Genomic DNA, 19,392 nt, shown 5'->3' on the forward strand with positions numbered 1-19,392 from the left:
TGAATGGGCAAGACTGCATCAGATCTGGGCAGCGAAAGCGGGGCGAGGATACCGAGTGTGGAAGCCATCCTGAAGGATGAGCTGACCCGCGGCGATCGGGCGCTGCGCAGCGTCCCGCCTGTCCTGTCGCATATGCTCGCAAGTTCGGGGCAATCGCTCGTAAGCGACGCCATCGTCGCAAGGCTGCGCGGGATGCTTGCTTCGCTCTCTACGCAATTGCTCGCGGCGAAAGATCCAGCGCGGAAGGCCGAGGCGGACAACGCCGAGCTGGATCTGCTGTCCGATCGTCTGGCCAGCGACAGCGTTGTGCTCAGCTATTGCTACGCGATGGCGATGGAAGGGCATCTTGCCGAGAAGTTCGAGCAGCGCTCCTCCATTGATCCGATCCTGAGCCCGCTGCTGCAGGAATTGATCGCGTCGGACAATGCTGCAACCGCAGAGCTTGCGATGAACACGCTCGCCGCGCAGTCCCGGTTCGTACAGAGCCAGCGGCGCATGGACCTGCCTCTGGCCGAGCTTCCGGCAGAGCTGTTCCATGCCATTTTGAAAAGGTGGGAAGCGCATGACCGGCATGATCCCGCCATGGCTCCGGCCGTGAAATCCCTGAAGGCAAAATACGACGAGGGCGCGAGCCGTATCGGCTTGCTCGCCAGATTGGTCACGGCGATGCGCGGAGGTGCAATCGCTGCCCTTCAGCTTGATCACGCCGGTTTCGCTCTCTTCGCGAGCGCGCTTTCGGCGCTCGGCAAGCAGCCGCGCGAACTGGCTGTGCTCGCCTGCCATGAGCATCAGGCCGCGCGTCTGGCGCTCAGCTTGCGCGCAGCGGGCCTCGGCAGCTCCGCGATAAAGGCTCAATTCGAACTGCTCCATCCGGCAGAGCGGCTTCCGAGCGAAATCGAAGCAATTGCCCCAGAACGGGCCAGTATCCTGCTAAACAATTCCAATGCGCGGGACGCTGGGTGACTAGGCTCGTCATGGAACCCCCGGAAGCCACTCTCGCTGCGCGCGGCATAACCGACGAGCGCGATCGGCTGCTCAGCGCGGACGAAGCGCTGGCGGAACTGCAGGAGAGTTGCGGCGGCGTAATCCCGGGTCCTTTGGCCATTCCCGAATTGCTGGATCTCGTCGGGCAGGCGAGACAGATGGGCCTCAAGATCGCGCGGGAATTCAGCGCTTTCGATGGCACAGATGTTGTCAGCGGCTTTGCGCGGATCGTTCCTCTGGAAGACGATGCGGGTGGTGGCTGCGAGCTCCTCGTTGATAACTGGCAGAGAAGCGCGGGCGATATCAGCTCTACGCACGATCTCGCCGAACGGCTCGATATCATCGACCGTGCCTCTGCCGAGATCACTGCGCGCCTCGACAGCACTCAGAAACTGCAGCTGCTGACAGCGCTTGTGCCGGATGCCGATGAATTTCACGAAGCGGTGAAGGCGGGACCAGGCAAAGTCTGGACGGAATATGTCTCGCTTTCAGGGGTTGCGCATCAGCAGCCGCTGCACTGGCGACTGCTCGACGGAGCGCACTGCAAGATCCCCGGCTCGCTTCGCTCGTGGCGCGCGCGATTGCTGCCCATAGGCCCGCGTAAGGAGGACCCGAGAGGGTTCGAGCTCCTGTTCATCGCAGACGAGCCGCTCATCAATGAGTTCGGTGGTGATGGAGAAGACGGCAACAGCCCCTATACACGGCTGATCGGGGGAGCACTCACGCCGGTCCTGCGTCAACCGATTGCGCGCATCGTTGCGAATGCGGAAACCATTCAGGCCAAGCTCGCAGGCCCGCTTCGGTCAGAATACAGCGAATATGCCGGAAACATCGCGATGGCCGGTCAGCATCTCTCTGGAATGCTCGACGACCTCGCAGATCTGGAAGTCGTCGAGAGCGCGGGCTTTTCCACCGCCAAGGAAAAGGTCGATCTGGCCGATGCTGCGCGCAGGGCAGGGGGGATCCTCGGCGTGCGGGCACAATCGCGTTCGATCACGCTCGAATTGCCCGAACAGGGCAAAAGCGCAGATGAGCGCGCGGTGGCGAATGCGGAGTTCCGGCGCGTGCTTCAGGTGCTCATCAACCTTATCGGCAACGCAATTGCGTACTCGCCCGAAGGCAGCACCGTGACCGTCGAGACGCGCATCGATGAAGATGATGGAATGGTCGCAGTGTCCGTGGCCGATCAGGGGCCGGGCATTTCACCCGAGCAGAGAGCCAAGATTTTCGAGAAGTTCGAACGCCTCGGACGCGACAGCGATGGCGGCAAGGACACGGGGTCTGGCCTTGGACTTTATATCTCGCGGCGGCTTGCGGTGGTCATGGGGGGCGATCTCAGCGTCGAAGCCTCATCGCCAGAGGGCATGAGCACCGGCGCCGTGTTCACACTGCGCCTGCCCTCGCTTCAGCAATCAAGCTGAACTCAGCGCCGCACTCTGAAAGCAATCATCAGGAACAAGCCCCCTATTGCGGACGCGATGGCGCCATAGAGCGCCCATTCGCGCTTCGAAAGCATGAAACTGTCTGCAGGCCAAAGCACGATGCCGAGCCCTTGCAATGCCCACAGGACGCTGGATGCGATAAGGGCGGCCCCGATGGCCTGCAGCGCAAGCCGGATCAGGGACCGCCCCATGATTTTGCTCTGATCTGGGTCTTACCGGTCGCTGAGCTGGACGTAGTCCCGCTCGGTCGGTCCGGTATAGAGCTGGCGCGGACGGCCGATGACCTGGCCTGGATCGGAAATCATCTCGTTCCATTGCGCGACCCAGCCCACCGTACGGGCGAGAGCGAACAGGGCGGTGAACATGGTGGTCGGGAAACCGATCGCCGACAGGATGATCCCGGAGTAGAAATCCACATTCGGGAACAGTTTCTTTTCCTTGAAGTAATCGTCGTTCAGCGCGATTTCTTCGAGTGCAAGGGCTGTTTCGAAGACCGGATCCTTCACCTTCAGCGCATCGAACACCTCACGAACCGTCTTCTGCATGACGGTCGCGCGCGGATCGTAGTTCTTGTAAACGCGGTGGCCGAAGCCCATAAGGCGGAACGGATCGTTCTTGTCCTTGGCGCGCTCGATATAGTGCGGGATCTTGTCCGGCGTGCCGATTTCGCGGAGCATGTTGAGCGCCGCTTCGTTCGCGCCGCCATGCGCCGGGCCCCACAGACAGGCAATGCCGGCTGCGATACAGGCAAACGGGTTTGCGCCAGACGAACCGGCGAGGCGGACGGTCGATGTCGATGCGTTCTGTTCATGATCGGCGTGAAGGATGAAAATCCGATCCATCGCGCGCTCAACCTCGGGAACGACTTCATATGGCTCCGCCGGAACGCCGAAGGTCATGCGTAGGAAGTTGCCGGTGTAGCTCAGCGAGTTGTCGGGCTGCATCATCGGCTGCCCGACCGAGTATTTGTACGCCGCAGCCGCAATCGTCGGCATCTTGGCGATCAGACGATGGGAACTGATCTTGCGATGCTCCGGGTCCGAGATGTCGGTGCTGTCGTGATAGAACGCGGACAGCGCGCCGACGACGCCGCACATGATAGCCATCGGGTGCGCATCGCGGCGGAAGCCCTGGTAGAACTGCCGCAGCTGATCGTGCAGCATCGTGTGGCGCGTGATCGTGTAGGTGAAATCGTCAAGCTCGTCGCGGCTTGGCAATTCGCCATTCAGCAAAAGATACGAAACCTCCATGAAGCTCGAATGTTCGGCCAGCTGCCCGATCGGATATCCGCGGTGGAGGAGAACGCCTTCGTTGCCATCGATATAGGTCAGCGCGCTTTCGCAGCTGGCGGTCGATTTGTAACCGGGATCGAACGTGAACTTGCCTGTCTGGCCGTACAATTTGCGAATGTCGACCACATCGGGACCGGTGCTGCCTTGGAGCACGGGAAATTCGTGGGTCTCGCCGCCGATATCGAGTTTGGCGTTTTGATCTGCCAAGATTGTGTCTCCTGCTCTATTCCTGCCCTGCCAGTCCGCTCACGCAGCTTGTGCGTCGAGCCGGGCGAGGGCTTCTTCCCGTCCGAGTAGGACCAGAACGTCGAAAATTCCGGGCGAGGTTGTCGTCCCGGTAAGCGCAGCGCGCATTGGCTGCGCAAGCTTGCCAAGTCCCAATTCCAGTTCCTCGGCGAGCGATTTGGTAGTGGCTTCGAGAGCCTCGCTTGTCCAGTCATTTTCGCGGGCCAGGGCCTCCGAAATTACCGACAAACGCGCGCGGCTTTCGTCATCCAGCAGTTTGGCTGCTTTCTCAGTCATCGCTAGAGGGCGTTTTGCGACCAGAAACGCAGCACCTTCAGCGAGTTCGTGGGTGCTCTTTGCACGCGTTTTCAGGACCGGCATCGCCTTCGCCAAAAGCGCTGTGTCCACTTCGCCGTCGATCTGCGCCGCAACCAGCTCTGCCAGCATCGCATCATCGGCTTCGCGAATGTAGTGCCCGTTCAGGTTTTCCAGCTTCTTGATATCGAAGCGTGATGGGCTTTTGCCGACGCCGGATAGGTCGAACAGTTCGATGGCTTCTGCGCGGGTGATCTCCTCGCGGTCGCCGTGGCCCCAGCCAAGGCGCAGCAGATAGTTGAAGAGAGCGTCAGACAGCACGCCCATCTCGTCACGATAAGCATCCACGCCAAGCGCGCCGTGACGCTTGGACAATTTGGCTCCATCGGACCCATGGATAAGCGGAATGTGCGCATAGGTCGGATCCGGCCAATCGCCTTCGATCTGGTCCATCGCGCGGTAGATCGGCAGCTGGCGAAAGGCGTTGTTGAGGTGATCGTCCCCGCGAATGACATGGGTCACGCCCATGTCGTGATCGTCGACCACTGCCGCCAGCATGTAGGTCGGCGTGCCATCGGCGCGCAGGATGATGTAATCGTCGATTTCCTCGTTGCGGACCGAGACTTGGCCTTGAACCTCATCATGAATGGTGGTCTGACCATCCTGCGGCGTCTTGAGCCTGACGGTGAAGGATGCACCCGCAGGAGCCTCTGACGGATCGCGGTCGCGCCAGCGTCCGTCATAGCGCATGGGCTGCTTGTTGGCGCGCTGTTCGGCGCGCATTGCTTCGAGTTCCTCGGGCGTGGCGAAGCATTTATAGGCGTGTCCAGCGTCGAGCAGCTTGTGTGCAACCTCCGCGTGGCGTTCGGCGCGGTCGGACTGGAAGATCGGCGGGTCATCGTATTCGAGACCGAGCCAGTCGAGCCCGTCCAGGATGGCGTCGATAGCCTCCTGCGTGGAGCGTTTCTTGTCGGTATCTTCGATCCTGAGCAGTGCACGGCCCCCGTGGTGACGCGCATAGAGCCAGTTGAACAGTGCGGTGCGCGCACCGCCAATATGGAGAAAGCCGGTCGGCGAGGGCGCAAAACGCGTGACTACCGCGCTGCCGCCGCTTTCGCTTTTGCTTGCCATGTCGTTCAAATTCCTTTTCAATTCACCCATCGGGAACGAGGGGGAGCACGATGCGCGATGCGCCGTTAGTGCCTTTGGGCGACGGTGCTGCGAGCGGCCCGGTCGCCGATGATGTTGCAATGCAGCGCCCTTGGCAAAGGGCCGCTTCCTTGTCCAGCACCCCGCGCAGAATTGCCGATTTTGCCGAACGCTTTCTTGCAGATGCCGGGTTCGACCGCGCACCATGGCTCGCGGTCGTTTTTGCCGGCGGCATCCTAACGTGGTTCGCGCTGGCATCGCCATGGCAGTGGATGGGCGCAATGGGCTGCGGGGTGCTGATCGCGCTCGGCGCATTGGCGGCATGGCGAGGCGATGATGATCGCGGGCACCTGCGTAGCGCTTTGGTCGCGAGCAGTCTCGTGTTCGCAGCGGGCATCGCCGTCATCTGGTTGCGCTCGGAAACGGTTGGAGCCGAACCGATCAATCGTCCTGTGGTTGAGCGCGTCCAGGGCTATGTACTAGAGCGCGAAGATCAGCCCTCGCGTGACCGCATCAGGCTGACGCTGGCGGTTCGCGACGCCGAGACCGGAACCGCTCGCAAAATCAGGGTCAATGTGCCGTCCGATACGCCGGGTCTTGCTGGCGAGGACGGGGACGGACTGACCGAAGGCGCTGTTGTTCGCGCACGTGTGCGGTTGATGCCGCCTGCCAGCCCCATGCTCCCCGGAGCGTACGACTTCGCCCGCGCGGCCTGGTTCAAGGGGCTCGCCGCCACCGGCAGCGTTGTGGGCGGTATCGACATCATCGAAGCGGCGCCGCCTGCGACGGGGATCGCGGCGATCCAGCGCGGATTGTCTGCGCATGTACGAGAGCGGGTGAGCGGATCGGCAGGAACCATCGCGGCGGCCTTCGCCAGCGGAGACCGCGGAGCCATTGCCGAGGCGGATGAAGATGCGATGCGCGATGCGGGTTTGACCCACCTTCTTTCCATAAGCGGATTGCACGTGAGCGCGGTGATCGCGGCTGCTTATCTACTGGCGCTGAAATTGCTCGCGCTGGTGCCGCCGATTGCGCTGCGGATTCGACTGCCGGTGGCCGCAGCTGCCGTCGGTGCGCTTGCGGGGATCGGCTATACCCTGCTCACCGGGGCAGAGGTGCCAACAGTCCGCAGCTGTGCCGCGGCGATGCTGGTGCTCATAGCGCTGGCGATGGGGCGGGACGCCTTGTCGCTGCGCATGGTGGCCACGGCTGCAGCGTTCGTGATGCTGCTGTGGCCTGAAAGCGTAGTCGGCCCAAGCTTTCAGATGAGTTTTTCGGCGGTCCTCGCGATCGTTGCGCTCCACTCCTCATCGCCTGCAAAGGCATTTCTTGCCCCGCGTGAGGAGCCTTGGGTCAAACAGATGGGAAGGCGTGTAACCATGCTCTTCGTGACAGGGCTGGTTATCGAGATCGCGCTCATGCCGATCGTCCTGTTTCACTTCCACCGGGCGGGACTTTACGGAGCGTTTGCGAATGTCATCGCCATTCCCCTCGTCACCTTCGTCTCGATGCCGCTGATCGCTTTGGCGCTTTTCCTCGATACCGTCGACGCGGGCGCACCAGCCTGGTGGCTGGTGCAGCACTCCCTCGATGCGCTGCTTGGGCTGGCGCATATGACGGCGTCGCAGCCCGGGGCGGTGAAACTGATGCCGCAGATGGACAGGCTTACCATCGGTTTGTTCGTGATCGGAGCATTGTGGCTCGCGCTCTGGAATGGGAGCGCGCGGTTATGGGGTCTGGTGCCAGCAGCGGTCGCTTCGGTCATGCTGATCGGGACTCCCATTCCTGACATTCTGGTCGGACGCGAAGGGCGTCATGTGGGGATCACGATCGAAGGTCCGCGCGGCGAGCGGCAGCTGCTCTCCTTGCGCGACAGTCGTTCTTCCTATTCGCGCGACAACCTGCTCGAACTGGCGAGCGTGACCAGCGATCCGATTGCATTGCCCGATTGGCCCGGTGCAGAGTGCTCGGACCAGTTCTGCGTCATCACGATTGCTCGCGGTGGACGCGATTGGAGCTTGCTGATGGCGCGCAACAGAGACCTGGTGGAAGAGCGTGCTCTCGCTGCCGCATGTGAGCGCTCCGATATTGTCATCGCGGACCGCTTCCTACCGCGATCGTGCAAACCGCGCTGGCTGAAGGCCGATCGCCGTTTGCTCGTGCAAACCGGTGGATTGGCGATCGACCTCAAAAACGAACGCATTGCGACCGTTGCCGAAGGGCAGGGCGAACATGGCTGGTGGCGCGGGGAGCAGCCGTAAAGCCGCCACCCGCGCGTACGGATCAGTGGTAGCGGCGCAGCAGTCCGGCAAGTTTGCCCTGAACCTGCACCTCCCCCGGACCGTAGACCTGGGGATCGTATGCCGCGTTGGCGGGATCGAGGCGCACGCTGCCGCCGTCCTTGTGGAGATATTTGAGCGTCGCTTCCTCGCCGCGAACAAGTGCCACGACGATCTCGCCGTCGCGGGCGCTGTCAGTGCGGCGGACGAGCGCGAAGTCGCCATCGAAGATCCCGGCCTCGATCATCGAGTCCCCGGACACCTCGAGCGCATAATGCTCTCCCGGACCCAGGAGGGCCGCAGGCACGGGTAGCGAGTTCTGCCCTTCGAGCGCTTCGATTGGTGCGCCGGCCGCGATCCTGCCGTGAAGCGGAATTTCGATGACATCGTTGGCCGGCTCTGGGGCTTTGCTCATCACAGCGGATGCCGAGGCCACCGCATCGTTAGCCGCGACCGTCGCCCGCGGAGTGGGCGTTGCATCTTCGGGTTGCTTGATCACTTCGAGCGCGCGCGCCCGATTGGGCAGACGGCGGATGAAACCGCGTTCCTCAAGAGCCGAAATCAGGCGGTGAACGCCGGACTTGCTCTTCAGGTCGAGGGCTTCCTTCATTTCTTCGAAACTTGGCGATATCCCGGTTTCGTCCAGACGTTTCTGGATGAACTGGATCAATTCGTGCTGCTTTGCAGTCAGCATGGGGTCACTCCCTGATACGCACATTTCCGAGGCGTTTCACCGCCCGCAGTGCCAGACTTGCGCATTCCCAGAGGCACCGTGAGAGAGGTGCGTTGCGAACACTCTCCGCCCGCCTTTATGGTGAACGAATGAAGAACGAATAGGCAACCTGATTCGTCCTGTCAAGAACAGGGGGAGGACCTGCACCCCGGAATTCAGCCATTCTGGAGGTAGTATACCGGTACCTTATCACCCTTCGATGTCGCAGCGCTGTAAGCGCCGCGATCAATCAGGCAGTTTGCCGATGCGAGCGCCAGCAGCGCACTCGAATCCTGCGATGATGCTCTGCGCACTGTCTTGCCGTCGCTGACGCCGCGCAGGAACTCTCGCCGCAAGCCGACTTCGGGCAAGTCTTCGCCCGCAGGCACGTGCTGCGGCAATGGCAGCGGATCGGCTGCTCCCAAGGCGGCACGGACCAGCGGCAACGCGAACAGGAAACAGGTGACGAAGCTCGAAACTGGGTTGCCGGGCAGGCCGACGATCACCTGCTCGCCGCGCGTCGCCACCATCAAGGGCTTGCCCGGCTTAATTGCGACCTTCCAGAACGCAAGGTCCGCGCCCCATTCCGTGAGTGCATGCTGTATGAGGTCGTGATCGCCCACGGAGGCTCCACCCGACGTGATGAGGATGTCGCAATCCTCGGCCTTCGCGAGAGCCTGCGCGAGTGCGGCTTCATCGTCCGGAACTGGCCCGAGCCGCGTGACCTCGCCAACCAGCGGGCGGAGCATGGCTGAGATCATCGCGCCATTGCTCGCGGGTATCAGGTCGGGTCCGCATTCGGCGGGGTCGCGCGCCAGCTCGTCTCCGCTGTCGAGCACCGCGATCCGGGGCGGTCGCCGCACGGAGAGGCGGCCATGACCCGAAGCGAGAGCGAGCGCCAATTGCGCTGGACCCAGACGCACACCCGAAGCCAGCACAATGCCGCCTTCCGTAAAGTCGAAGCCGCGCGGCCGTACATGGCGCTGCGGTTCCGGCAGCGCTTCGCCATCCGCGAGCCGCACGTGATCGCCATCGAGCGCGGCATTCTCCTGGATCAGCACCCGGTCCGCGCCGCGCGGCATGTGCGCTCCGGTCGAGATACGCGTGCATTGACCGGGCTCCAGCGTGCCGGCGAAGGGTGTGCCAGCGCGGCTTTCGCCAACCTTGCGCCAAGGGCCAGCGCCGCAGATCGCATAGCCATCCATGGCGGACAGATTCGCGGGAGGCTGCGTGCGAAGGGCCTGCCGATCGCCAGCGAGATAGCGCCAAGGAGGGATTTCATCGACTGCGACCTGCTCAACTGTGCCGAGCGGCGCCAGCGCCAGCAGCCGCTCCTGCGCCTCCTCCAGCGTCAGCATCGCCGCCATCAGGCCGGGGCCTTCCATATCCCCGATTTGCCCCCGCGCTTCTCGATCGGGCGTACGTTCTCGATTACCATGCCTTTATCGATGGCCTTGGCCATGTCGTAGATCGTGAGCAGCGCGGTAGACACGGCCACCATGGCCTCCATCTCTACGCCAGTCTTGCCCGTAAGCGATGCGCTGGCGGTGACGGCGATGGCGCTGTCCTCGAACGCGAAGTCGATGGTGACCGCCTCCAGCCCCAACGGGTGGCACAGCGGGATCAGCTCGCCCGTGCGCTTGGCCGCCATGATCCCCGCGATCCGCGCGGTGCCCAGCACATCGCCCTTGGGAGCATCTCCGGCACGGATGGCTTCGAGCGCCTGCTTCGACATGGCGATCCGGCCCGATGCGACCGCGACCCGGTGCGTTTCGGCTTTCCCGCCAACATCGACCATGCGTGCTGCGCCGCTTGCGTCGAGATGGGTGAGATCGCTCATCTTTGCCCCGCGCTACTGGGAGACATGGACCGCATGTTACACGGTCCTGGGAGCGAAAATCTTTGCGGCCTATCGGGCGTCGATCGTGCTGTCATAGCGCATTCATGCCACGATCCGCCGGAGTAGGACAGGGGCGACGATCAACGTGGGTTCAACCCTCGATCAGAGCCCTTGTAGCACCGGCCACATCGTCTGCGCGCATCAGGCTTTCACCCACGAGGAATGTGCGCACGCCTGACTGCGCGAGGCGCTCCAGATCGGAATGCTGCGAAATACCGCTTTCCCCGACCAGCAAAGCGCCTGCGGGTGCCAGCGGAGCGAGGCGCTCGGTCGTGGCCAAGGATGTCGTGAAAGTCTTCAGATCGCGGTTGTTGATACCGATCAGGCGCGATTTCAGCGCTTTGCCCGCTCGCTCCAACTCGGCCTCGTCATGAACCTCGACCAGCACATCCATGCCATACTCGCGCGCCGCCGCTTCGATCTCGGCCATTTCGCTATCGCCCAGCGCTGCGACGATGATCAGGATCGCGTCGGCTCCCAGAGTGCGCGCTTCGAGGCATTGCCATGGATCGACCATGAAGTCCTTGCGCAGGACCGGAAGCGAGCAGGCAGCGCGGGCGGCAATCAGGAAATCTTCGTGCCCCAGAAAATACGGCGCGTCGGTCAGCACGGAGAGACATGCTGCGCCGCCTTTTTCGTAGTCGCGCGCATGTTCAGCCGGTTTGAAATCTTCGCGGATCAAGCCCTTGGACGGACTCGCCTTTTTGATCTCCGCAATCAGCGCAAAGCCAGTCTCGGCTGTTCGGCGCAGCGCCGCTTCGAAACCGCGCGGTCGCGTCTGGGTACGGGCGGTCTCCTCCATCTGCGCGCGCGATATGACGGATTTTCGCGCGGCGACGATCTCGCGCTTGGCCGCGCAGATTTCCTCAAGCTTGTTCATCGCCATCAGCTGGCCAGTTCGATCCAGTTTTCAAGCACTTTGAGCGCGGCGCCGGAATCGATTGCCTCGGCTGCGATCCCCACGCGCTCCGGCCATTCTTCACCCCGACCGGCTACGGCAAGCGCGCCTGCGGCATTGAAGGTGACTGCATCGCGGTATGGGCCCGGAGCGCCCATCAACAGCGCCTTGAGCGCGGCTGCGTTGTGCTTCGCATCATCCCCGCGAATGGCTTCGATCGGCGAAATCTGGATATCGGCGTCGAACGGATGAAGGCGGTGCATCTCGAAAGCATTGCCTGTGACGAGCGCGACTTCATTGCCGCCGGCCAGCGACAATTCGTCCAGTCCCTCGTCGCCCGACACGATCAGCGACCTGCCCGTTCCAAGCTTCGCCATCGCCCCTGCATAGATCGGGACATAGGCAGGGCGCGCAATCCCGATCAGCTGGCTCTTAACGCCTGCCGGGTTGGAGAGCGGCCCCATAAGGTTGAAAATGGTGCGTTTGCCGATCCTTTTGCGGATCGGTTGGATACGCCCCATCGCCGGGTGGTGGTTCTTTGCGAAGAGGAAGCAGATGCCGATTTCCGCGAGCGTTTTTTCCGCGGTCCGGCCGGCCGCATCCATATCGAGGCCGAGTGCCTCAAGCGTATCGGCGGCACCCGCCTTGGACGAAGCGGCGCGATTGCCATGTTTTGCGACCGGCACGCCGCAGGCTGCAACGACGAGGCTGACAGCGGTCGAAACGTTGAGCGTATGATGCCCGTCGCCGCCGGTGCCGCAGACGTCGATCGCATCCTCGGGTGCTTCGATCGGAAGCAAGCGGGCGCGCAGGGCGCGGGCGGCGCCGGCAATCTCGTCCGAGGTTTCACCACGTTCGGACAGGGCGACCAGGAATTGCTCGATTTCCTCTTCGCTCGGCACGCCGTCGAGCAGGGCACCGAAAGCGGTTTCCGCATCGGTTTCGCTAAGCGGGGTCGATATGTCGGGCAGCGCGCTCATGAGGCGAGCCTTTCGGGAAGGCGGGCTTCGATCCCGCAGGTTTTCATGAAATTCGCCAGCAGCGCATGACCGTGCTCGGTCGCGATGCTTTCCGGGTGGAACTGCACGCCATGGATCGGCAATTCTTCGTGGCGAAAGCCCATGACACTTGTCTCGTCTAAGCCCGGTGTCTCGGCATGGGCATTCGCGATGAGCGCATCGGGCACGCCGACCACCTCCAGGCTGTGATAGCGGGTCGCGGTGAAGGGCGAGGGTAGTCCTGCGAAGACGCCGGTGCCATCGTGCGTAACCGGCGAGGTCTTGCCGTGCATCAACCCGCCTCGAACGACTTGGCCGCCAAAGTGCTGCCCGATCGATTGATGGCCCAGACACACGCCGAGCAGCGGTTTGCCCACATCGGCGCAGGCGGCCACCAGGTCGATGCTGATGCCTGCTTCGTTCGGGGTGCAGGGACCGGGCGAGATCAGAAATCCGCTGGCATTGGTCGCGATAGCCTCGCTGGCGCTGAGCGCATCGTTGCGCTCGACCCGCACCTCTGCGCCAAGCTCCATAAGGTAATGGACTAGGTTGAAGGTGAAGCTGTCGTAATTGTCGATGACGAGGATCATGCCGTTTTCCCCGCGAGCTCATCGGTCGCACGGACAAGACCGTCCACGATACCCGGCTCGCTGGCGCTGTGCCCGGCATCGTGCACGATCCGCAGATCGACTTCGGGCCATGCTTTCTTGAGCGCCCACGCGGCTCCGGGCGGCGTGCAGATGTCGTGGCGGCCCTGGACGATGATACCCGGGATGCCCTTCAATCGGTCCGCATTCTTGAGCAATTGCGATTCCTCGAGGAAGAAATCCTCTAGGAAGAACTTGGCGCATATCCGCGCGAACGGGACGGCTTTCGAAGGATCGGCGAACTCGTCCATCAACGCCTCGTTTGGAAGCAGGGTGGCGACGCTGCCTTCCCAAAGTGACCACTCTTTCGCTGCTGCGAGGCGGGTTGGCTCATCATCGCTGGTCAGCCGCTTGTAGTAAGCAGTGACGAGATCGCCGCGCTCACCTTCCGGGATATGGCCGGAGAACGAATCCCACCGTTCGGCCATGATCTCGCTTGCGCCGTAACCGTACAGCCAGCTCCGCTCCCGCTGGCGGGCGAGGAACACACCGCGCAGCACCAGTTCCGTGGTGCGATCGGGATGCGCCTGCGCGTAAGCGAGCGCGAGCGTCGCGCCCCAGCTTCCGCCGAACACCTGCCATGCCTCGTGCCCGCACATTTCGCGCAGGCGCTCGATATCGGCGACGATCCGGCCGGTGTCGTTGTTCTCGATCTCGGCAAAAGGCGTCGATTTGCCGCAGCCGCGCTGATCGAACAGCAGGACATCGTAGAGTTCAGGATCCCATTGGCGGCGATGCGAGGGAGCCATGCCGCCGCCCGGCCCGCCGTGGAGGAACACCGCCGGTTTCGCGCCGGGCGTGCCGCACCGCTCGTAATAGAGCGAATGTCCTTCGCCGACATCGAGCATGCCGGTTTCGTAGGGCTCGATCTCCGGGTAGAGCGTGCGCTCGTAGGTCTGCATATTGCTCGCCGGCATCACTTCTTCTCCACGACCAGCAATGGGCCGACGCGCCCGCTATCCATGCGCCCGGTTGCCGGGTTCCAGAGCGACGAGATGTTCCCGTCGAGATAGAGCGCATTCGGCGTTTCCAGACGATCGCGGAAAAAGCGTGCGAACTGCCCGAAGCTAATCGGCTCTTCGGAGATGACGAAATGCGCCTTTCCTGCGGCATCGACGCCGACACCGTTGCGGATGGCACGCGAGGGGCCGTTTTCCTGGAAATCGGGGTGCAGTTCGCCTTCGACCACGAGCATCGGGCCCGACTGGGTGCCGAATTGCGGACGATCCCCGACCGTGCGGAAGAACGTGTCGCTATCGAGGACCCGCCACGTGCCATCGCTGCCGAAGAACACGCCGTTGGGCTTCATGTGGAAATTGCCTTCGCCATCGGCACGGTTGAGTTCGGACAGCCGGTCGCTGTCTTGAACGAAATACCCGATCGCCTTCAGGTCGTCGCCGTACATCCCGCCATTCATGGCGAATTCCACTGTGTCGGTCTCGGTATCGCGAGCAAACCCGGCGAACCGGCCCGCATCATCCCCGCTCGACGGGGCAAGCGCGGTGGTGATGCGGTGCTCCGCGGGATCTGCGATGCAATGCGTGAGCGAAACCTGTTCAAAACTGGTCAAGCGGCACGCGGAGACTGGCTCGGCTTCCGGCTCAAGCGTGTCGAACCCCGGTTCCGGCACTGGCACGATCTCTTGCGCGGCGCCATCCTCGCCCAGCTCGGCGCGCAGTATCGGATCACCCTCCGGCTGCTCCGTGCAAGCCGAAAGCACCATGGCGGCGAGAATGAAAGTGAGGCTTGGTTTCATGGGTTCGCTTCAAGAAATTGCTGGAGTTCGTCCATCCACAAGTTCGGACGGCTGTGAGTGCCGTGGCCATAGGTTTCCGCACTCGGCGGGATCAGCACGAACCGCGCATTGGGCATCGTGGAGGCAAGCGCTGCGGGGTTTCCGAGGCTCGGCGGATTGATAAAATCGTCGGCGGAATTGATCCACAGCACCGGCGAAGTGATCTCGTGCAGCCGGGCTGCGGGATTGTAATCCCGCGAGGCATCGAACTGATAGATCGTGTCATTGGGATCGACCGGGTTCGCGGCAAAGCTATCGCGCGCCGCGGCATAATACTGCTCGACCGATGCGCGAGTCGGCAATTCTGCTGCCTGTCGGTACGGATTGCTGCCTGCCATCAGCAGGATATCGCGCCGGATTGCCTGGCCGACGATCAGGTCTGCCGGATCGGCATAATCGCCGCCATCATAGGCCGGGTCGCTGCGATATCCATCAATCACCATCTGCCGCATGAGCCGGTTGCGTCCGGCAATCTCGACCGCGTTGCAAGCGAGTGCCACGTACTTGTCGACGAAGCCGGGATAGGTCGGTCCCCAGACGAAGGAGTGCATGCAGCCCATCGACGTGCCGAGAACCATCTCCAAACCTTCGACGTCGAACCCTTCGTTCAGCATCCGGTACTGGGCGCGCACCATGTCGTCGTAATCATAGCGCGGAAAGGCGGCGCGCAGCCCATCGCTCGGCTTGCTGCTCTTGCCGTGCCCGAGATTGCTCGGCGAGATGATGTAGAACCTCGAGATATCGAGCGGTTGGCCGGGCCCGAACATCGCATCGCCAAAACGCGGGCGCAAAAGCGAGCTGGCCTGGCCGCCCGTTCCGTGCAGCAACATGACGGCATTCTCGATCTCGCCGTCTTCATTCCGGCGGGGTGTGCCGAGCGTCAGCGCATGCATGGTGATCGAAGGGAGCGTCTCACCGGTATCGAAGGTAAAATCCTCCAGCTCGATCATGTGCTCATCGGCGAGCGCGATCCAATCCTCCGCAGCGGCCTGCGAGTGCAAGGCAATGAGCGCGCAGAGTGCGGCAAGTGCAGCGGCGAGGCGTGATGGAATTGAAGCGGTCATGGTGTTACTCTCCTGCCGATCATTGTCCGAACCCCGGCTCGCGCGCAGCGCGAACCGCCTCGTTTGCTGCAGCGATCAGCGCGCCAGCCTTCGCCCGGCACTCGGCATATTCGTAATCCGGATCGCTGTCGGCAACGATGCCTGCTCCGGCCTGTACGTGCATCGTACCGTCCTTCACCACGGCTGTGCGCAGGACAATACAGCTGTCGACCGATCCGTCGGGCGCGAAATAGCCGACGCCGCCGGCATAGGCACCGCGTGTTTCGGGTTCGAGCTCCGCTATGATCTCGCATGCGCGTATCTTGGGAGCGCCCGAGACCGTACCCGCCGGAAAGCCTGCAAACAGCGCGTCGAGTGCGTCCTTTTCCTCGCTCAAAGCGCCGATGACATTGCTGACGATGTGCATCACATGGCTGTAGCGTTCGATAGTGAAGCTGTCAGTGACCTCCACGCTGCCCTGTGCCGCAACCCGGCCCACATCATTGCGCCCCAGATCGAGCAGCATCAAGTGCTCTGCGCGCTCCTTGGGATCGGCGAGCAGGCTTTTTTCGTTCTCGCGATCTTCGCCTGGGTTCGCGCCGCGAGGCCGTGTCCCTGCAATCGGTCTGATCGTCACTTCGCCGTCGCGCACGCGCACCAGAATTTCCGGGCTGGATCCGACGATAGAGAAGCCGGGCAGGTCGAGGAAATAAAGAAACGGCGATGGATTGACGCGGCGCAGTGCCCTGTAAAGCTCGAGCGGCGGCAATTCGAACGGACAGGTGAAGCGCTGCGCAAGCACCACCTGAAAGATGTCGCCTGCGACGATGTAGTCCTTCGCCCGCGCCACCATTGCCTTGTAATCGGCCTCTTCCATGACCGGCGCGAGCTCGGCATCGCCGCTCGTATCGGGAAGGCGCGGCTCAGGCGGGCGGGGCCGGGTGAGCGCGCGCATGGTTTCATCGATCCGCTCGCTGGCCTGTGAGATCGCCATTGTTGGGTCGGCGGCCTCCCAGATTGGGGCAATGCAAAACAGTTCGTCGGTGAGACCGTCGAACACCAGTATGATGGTCGGGCGCACGAACAGCATGTCGGGCAGGGCAAGCTCGCTCGCTTCCGCACGCGGCAGCTTTTCGACGAGGCCAATCGTCTCGTATCCGAAGTAGCCCACCAGGCAGGCGAGCGCGGGAGGCAGCTCGTCGGGGACGTCGATCCGGCATGCGCTGGCGAGCGCGCGAAGCTCGGTCAGCGCGTCGCCTTCGCAAGTTTCGAAAGCTTTGCGGTCGCTGCGCCAGTCGCGGTTGATCGCTGCTTCGGATTCGCTACCGCGAAACACCAGATCGGGATCGAGCCCAAGCAGGCTGTAGCGCCCGCGAACCTCGCCCCCTTCGACCGATTCCAGCAGGAAATCGCCGCGTCCCGGCTCGATCAGGCGGCGGGCTGCACCCACCGGAGTGTCGCTGTCGGCGATCATGCGCCGCCACACGAGCGCGGGCTTGCCCTCTGCCAAAGCCTCGGCAGCGCGCTCGCCATTTTCAAGCGAGGCGAAATTGGGGCGGGCGGAAGTCACGCTGGAGCGGGATAATGCATGGTTCGGCCGCGCTTAGTTGGTTTCGCCAACCAATTGCCTGCGAACCGCTTCAATCGCATCATCGTTGCGCTCGACGCCGAGTTCGGTCCGGATCGCCTTGGTCAGCTGGTCTGCGTACTCGTCTTCCAGTGCAGTCGCGAGCTGCTGCTGGGCTTGCGCCAGCAGGGGGCTGTCCTCTGGCAGGTCTTCGGTGACGATTTCATCGAGGGTCACGATGTACCAACCGATATCGTTAGGCGCTTCGTAGATCTTGCTCGACCCCTCGGCCATGCTGAACATCAGAACAAGCGGCGGAGGCGGGTTCTGATCGCGCTGGGCGAAGAGTTGCTGGCGCGCAAGATCGATCTGTTCGATCGGCGGGAGCTGCGCATCCTCTTCGGACACGGCGGCGCTCAGCGAGCTGTCTCCGCGCACTTTCTCCAGCACCCGGTCGGCGGTTTCCTTCGCCGCCTTGGCCCCTTCGGCAAAGCCCCAGGCGATTACGACCTGGTCCCGGTTCTCCGAAAGCGGGGGAGCGGCGGACTCGATGATCTCGGCGACGTCGAAGATGACGAATTGCGATCCGGGAACGACTTCGGCGAGTTGCGGTTCGCTTTCGTCCATCTGGAACGCGGTTTCGACCGTGCGGATAAGCGCTGGATTCAGCGATCCGGTGTTCTGTCCGAAGAGCCTGCCATCGGCGAGCACGGGCGGGGTCGTGCGCACTTCGAGACCGTACGCTTCTGCGACGTCCACAAGGGCGGTTCCGCCATCGACCTCTTCCTCGATCCGTGCGCTCAGATCGGCGAGCGCCGCGGCACGTTTCTGGACGGTGATCTCTTCGGTGATTTCGGGCGTCGCCTGCGCGAGAGTGCGAGCCTCTGTGCGCGTGACGTCATCCACGCGCGCGACATACCAGCCCAGGCTGCTTTGCGCGGGCTCGGCGATTTGGCCTTCCGCCGCCGCGAAGACATTTGTGGCGACTGCGGGGCTGAGTGCAGAAGAAAGCTGAGCCTGCGTCTGGCCGGTTACGCTGGAAACGCTGAAGCCAGCCTCGCGTGCGGCTGCTTCGAGCGAAAGGCCGCCGCGGATGCGCTCGACTAGTGATCGCGCCGCGTCCTGCGTGGGCACCAGGAAGGACGACACATCGCGCGTCTCGCTGGCAGCGTAACGTGCGGCGTTCGCTTCATAGAAATTGCGGATTTCCTCAGCGCTCGGGGCAACATCCACATCGAGTTCGTCGGCGCCGAATTGCGCATAGCGGATCGTGCGGCGTTCAGGCAGCGTGAAGCGCGAGCGGTTCTCGCTGTAGAAGGTTTCAAGCTGTTCGTCGGTGGGATCGTCTTCGGGCGCGAAAGCAAAGCTCGGGATGAAGGCGATTCCGCCGCGCCGACGCTCTAGCAGCAGGGCGGCATATTGCTTCGCAGCCTTCGCCGGCATTTGCGGAGCGGCAAGGGCAGGCACCAGCAATTGCTGGGCGAGCAGGCCATCGGCAAGATCGCGGCGGACGACTGCATCGGTCAGGCCCTGATTGCGCAGTGCTGCCTGATAGACCTGCTGGTCGAATTCGCCCGTTGCCCCGCGAAACGCCGCAATCTGGAGGATTTCGCTGTTCACGAGGTTATCGCCCGCGCGCAGGCCATTGCGCTCGGCATAACCGCCGATGGCATAGCGATCGATCAACTGGCTCAGGACCTCGTCGAGCCCACCCTGTTCGACGAATTGCGGCATGGTGATTGTCGGGTTTTCCCGCCGGATGTTCTGGATGGCGGAATTGGAGGTGCTCACCAGTTCGGATGTCGTGATCCGGTCATCGCCAACGACTGCAACCCGGTCTCCGCCGGAGACGCCGCCAAAGGTCGTTCCGGTAATATCGGCGGCGGCAAATGCCAGCGCCACAAGTATCAGGAAGCCGATGAAGATCGGCAGGCCGATTTTCGACTGGAAGAAATTGCGAAAGAACGAAATCATGGGTTGTCTTCAAATCCCGACTTTACACGGCGCTTTCGGGCACCGGGATGATCTGGTGTGCACTTGCACGTCTGGCAGAGCGCTTTATCGGCCATGCGACCTCCCGGCAACAGGTTCGCAGACGTTTTGACTGTATCTCTTTACTCGGGTAGCGGACGCGGCCCCTCGACCC

17 protein-coding genes are annotated in these 19,392 nt (G+C 62.7%); 3 read left to right on the plus strand and 14 right to left on the minus strand.

Annotation, left to right across the window (positions count from 1 at the left end):
* Window positions 1–3 precede the first annotated feature (3 nt).
* Both IB285_RS05510 and IB285_RS05515 read left to right on the plus strand, forming a co-directional pair.
* Window positions 4–963 (plus strand): hypothetical protein, encoded by a 960-nt coding sequence (locus IB285_RS05510; RefSeq protein WP_190787232.1) that lies wholly within the window; start codon window positions 4–6, stop codon window positions 961–963.
* An 11-nt stretch (window positions 964–974) separates the two neighbouring features.
* On the plus strand, window positions 975–2,405 hold the full coding sequence (locus tag IB285_RS05515; protein WP_190787233.1) for a sensor histidine kinase: 1,431 nt from the start codon (window positions 975–977) through the stop codon (window positions 2,403–2,405).
* Window positions 2,406–2,407: 2 nt separating this feature from the next.
* Here the strand turns inward: IB285_RS05515 and IB285_RS05520 are convergent, their stop codons facing one another.
* Genes IB285_RS05520 through gltX form a run of 3 tightly spaced genes read right to left on the minus strand, consistent with a single transcriptional unit; the run spans window position 2,408 to window position 5,389 of the window.
* Window positions 2,408–2,617: a hypothetical protein gene (locus tag IB285_RS05520; protein ID WP_190787234.1), complete on the minus strand. Its 210-nt coding sequence runs from the start codon at window positions 2,615–2,617 to the stop codon at window positions 2,408–2,410.
* Window positions 2,618–2,638: 21 nt separating this feature from the next.
* Window positions 2,639–3,925 carry a citrate synthase gene (locus tag IB285_RS05525; RefSeq protein WP_190787235.1) on the minus strand — a complete coding sequence of 429 codons (1,287 nt, stop codon included), beginning with the start codon at window positions 3,923–3,925 and terminating at the stop codon, window positions 2,639–2,641.
* A 39-nt stretch (window positions 3,926–3,964) separates the two neighbouring features.
* Window positions 3,965–5,389 carry a glutamate--tRNA ligase gene (gene gltX / locus IB285_RS05530; RefSeq protein WP_190787236.1) on the minus strand — a complete coding sequence of 475 codons (1,425 nt, stop codon included), beginning with the start codon at window positions 5,387–5,389 and terminating at the stop codon, window positions 3,965–3,967.
* Between the two features lie 149 nt (window positions 5,390–5,538).
* Here gltX and IB285_RS05535 point away from each other — a divergent pair, with 149 nt between their 5' ends.
* The gene (locus tag IB285_RS05535; protein WP_328705853.1) at window positions 5,539–7,668 is read left to right on the plus strand and encodes a ComEC/Rec2 family competence protein; all 2,130 of its coding nucleotides are present in this window, start codon (window positions 5,539–5,541) and stop codon (window positions 7,666–7,668) included.
* A gap of 22 nt (window positions 7,669–7,690) precedes the next feature.
* On the opposite strand, the gene lexA is transcribed toward IB285_RS05535, so the two are convergent.
* From lexA to IB285_RS05590, 11 genes are all read right to left on the minus strand, one after another.
* Window positions 7,691–8,380 (minus strand): transcriptional repressor LexA, encoded by a 690-nt coding sequence (lexA, locus tag IB285_RS05540; RefSeq protein ID WP_190787238.1) that lies wholly within the window; start codon window positions 8,378–8,380, stop codon window positions 7,691–7,693.
* A 194-nt stretch (window positions 8,381–8,574) separates the two neighbouring features.
* On the minus strand, window positions 8,575–9,783 hold the full coding sequence (locus IB285_RS05545; protein ID WP_234033074.1) for a molybdopterin molybdotransferase MoeA: 1,209 nt from the start codon (window positions 9,781–9,783) through the stop codon (window positions 8,575–8,577).
* Entirely contained in the window at window positions 9,765–10,238 is a 474-nt protein-coding gene (moaC, locus tag IB285_RS05550) for a cyclic pyranopterin monophosphate synthase MoaC (protein WP_190787239.1), read from the minus strand. The genes IB285_RS05545 and moaC overlap by 19 nt, the downstream gene beginning before the upstream one ends.
* Window positions 10,239–10,389: 151 nt before the next feature.
* Entirely contained in the window at window positions 10,390–11,178 is a 789-nt protein-coding gene (gene trpC, locus IB285_RS05555) for an indole-3-glycerol phosphate synthase TrpC (RefSeq protein WP_190789007.1), read from the minus strand.
* A 5-nt stretch (window positions 11,179–11,183) separates the two neighbouring features.
* Window positions 11,184–12,176: an anthranilate phosphoribosyltransferase gene (gene trpD, locus IB285_RS05560; protein WP_190787240.1), complete on the minus strand. Its 993-nt coding sequence runs from the start codon at window positions 12,174–12,176 to the stop codon at window positions 11,184–11,186.
* Window positions 12,173–12,784, minus strand: a complete 612-nt coding sequence (locus IB285_RS05565) for an anthranilate synthase component II (protein WP_190787241.1) — start codon at window positions 12,782–12,784, stop codon at window positions 12,173–12,175. Before IB285_RS05565 ends, trpD begins: the two co-directional genes overlap by 4 nt.
* Window positions 12,781–13,758, minus strand: coding sequence for a prolyl aminopeptidase (gene pip, locus IB285_RS05570; RefSeq protein ID WP_234033075.1), 978 nt, complete (start codon window positions 13,756–13,758; stop codon window positions 12,781–12,783). The genes IB285_RS05565 and pip overlap by 4 nt, the downstream gene beginning before the upstream one ends.
* Window positions 13,758–14,597, minus strand: a complete 840-nt coding sequence (locus IB285_RS05575; RefSeq protein ID WP_190787243.1) for a phosphodiester glycosidase family protein — start codon at window positions 14,595–14,597, stop codon at window positions 13,758–13,760. Before IB285_RS05575 ends, pip begins: the two co-directional genes overlap by 1 nt.
* The gene (locus IB285_RS05580) at window positions 14,594–15,700 is read right to left on the minus strand and encodes an alpha/beta fold hydrolase (RefSeq protein WP_190787244.1); all 1,107 of its coding nucleotides are present in this window, start codon (window positions 15,698–15,700) and stop codon (window positions 14,594–14,596) included. The genes IB285_RS05575 and IB285_RS05580 overlap by 4 nt, the downstream gene beginning before the upstream one ends.
* Window positions 15,701–15,719: 19 nt before the next feature.
* The gene (trpE, locus tag IB285_RS05585; RefSeq protein ID WP_190789008.1) at window positions 15,720–17,153 is read right to left on the minus strand and encodes an anthranilate synthase component I; all 1,434 of its coding nucleotides are present in this window, start codon (window positions 17,151–17,153) and stop codon (window positions 15,720–15,722) included.
* Between the two features lie 129 nt (window positions 17,154–17,282).
* The gene (locus IB285_RS05590; protein ID WP_190787245.1) at window positions 17,283–19,220 is read right to left on the minus strand and encodes a peptidylprolyl isomerase; all 1,938 of its coding nucleotides are present in this window, start codon (window positions 19,218–19,220) and stop codon (window positions 17,283–17,285) included.
* Between the last annotated feature and the right edge of the window lie 172 nt (window positions 19,221–19,392).

The sequence above is a fragment of the Erythrobacter rubeus genome (assembly GCF_014705715.1).
GTDB lineage: Bacteria > Pseudomonadota > Alphaproteobacteria > Sphingomonadales > Sphingomonadaceae > Erythrobacter > Erythrobacter rubeus.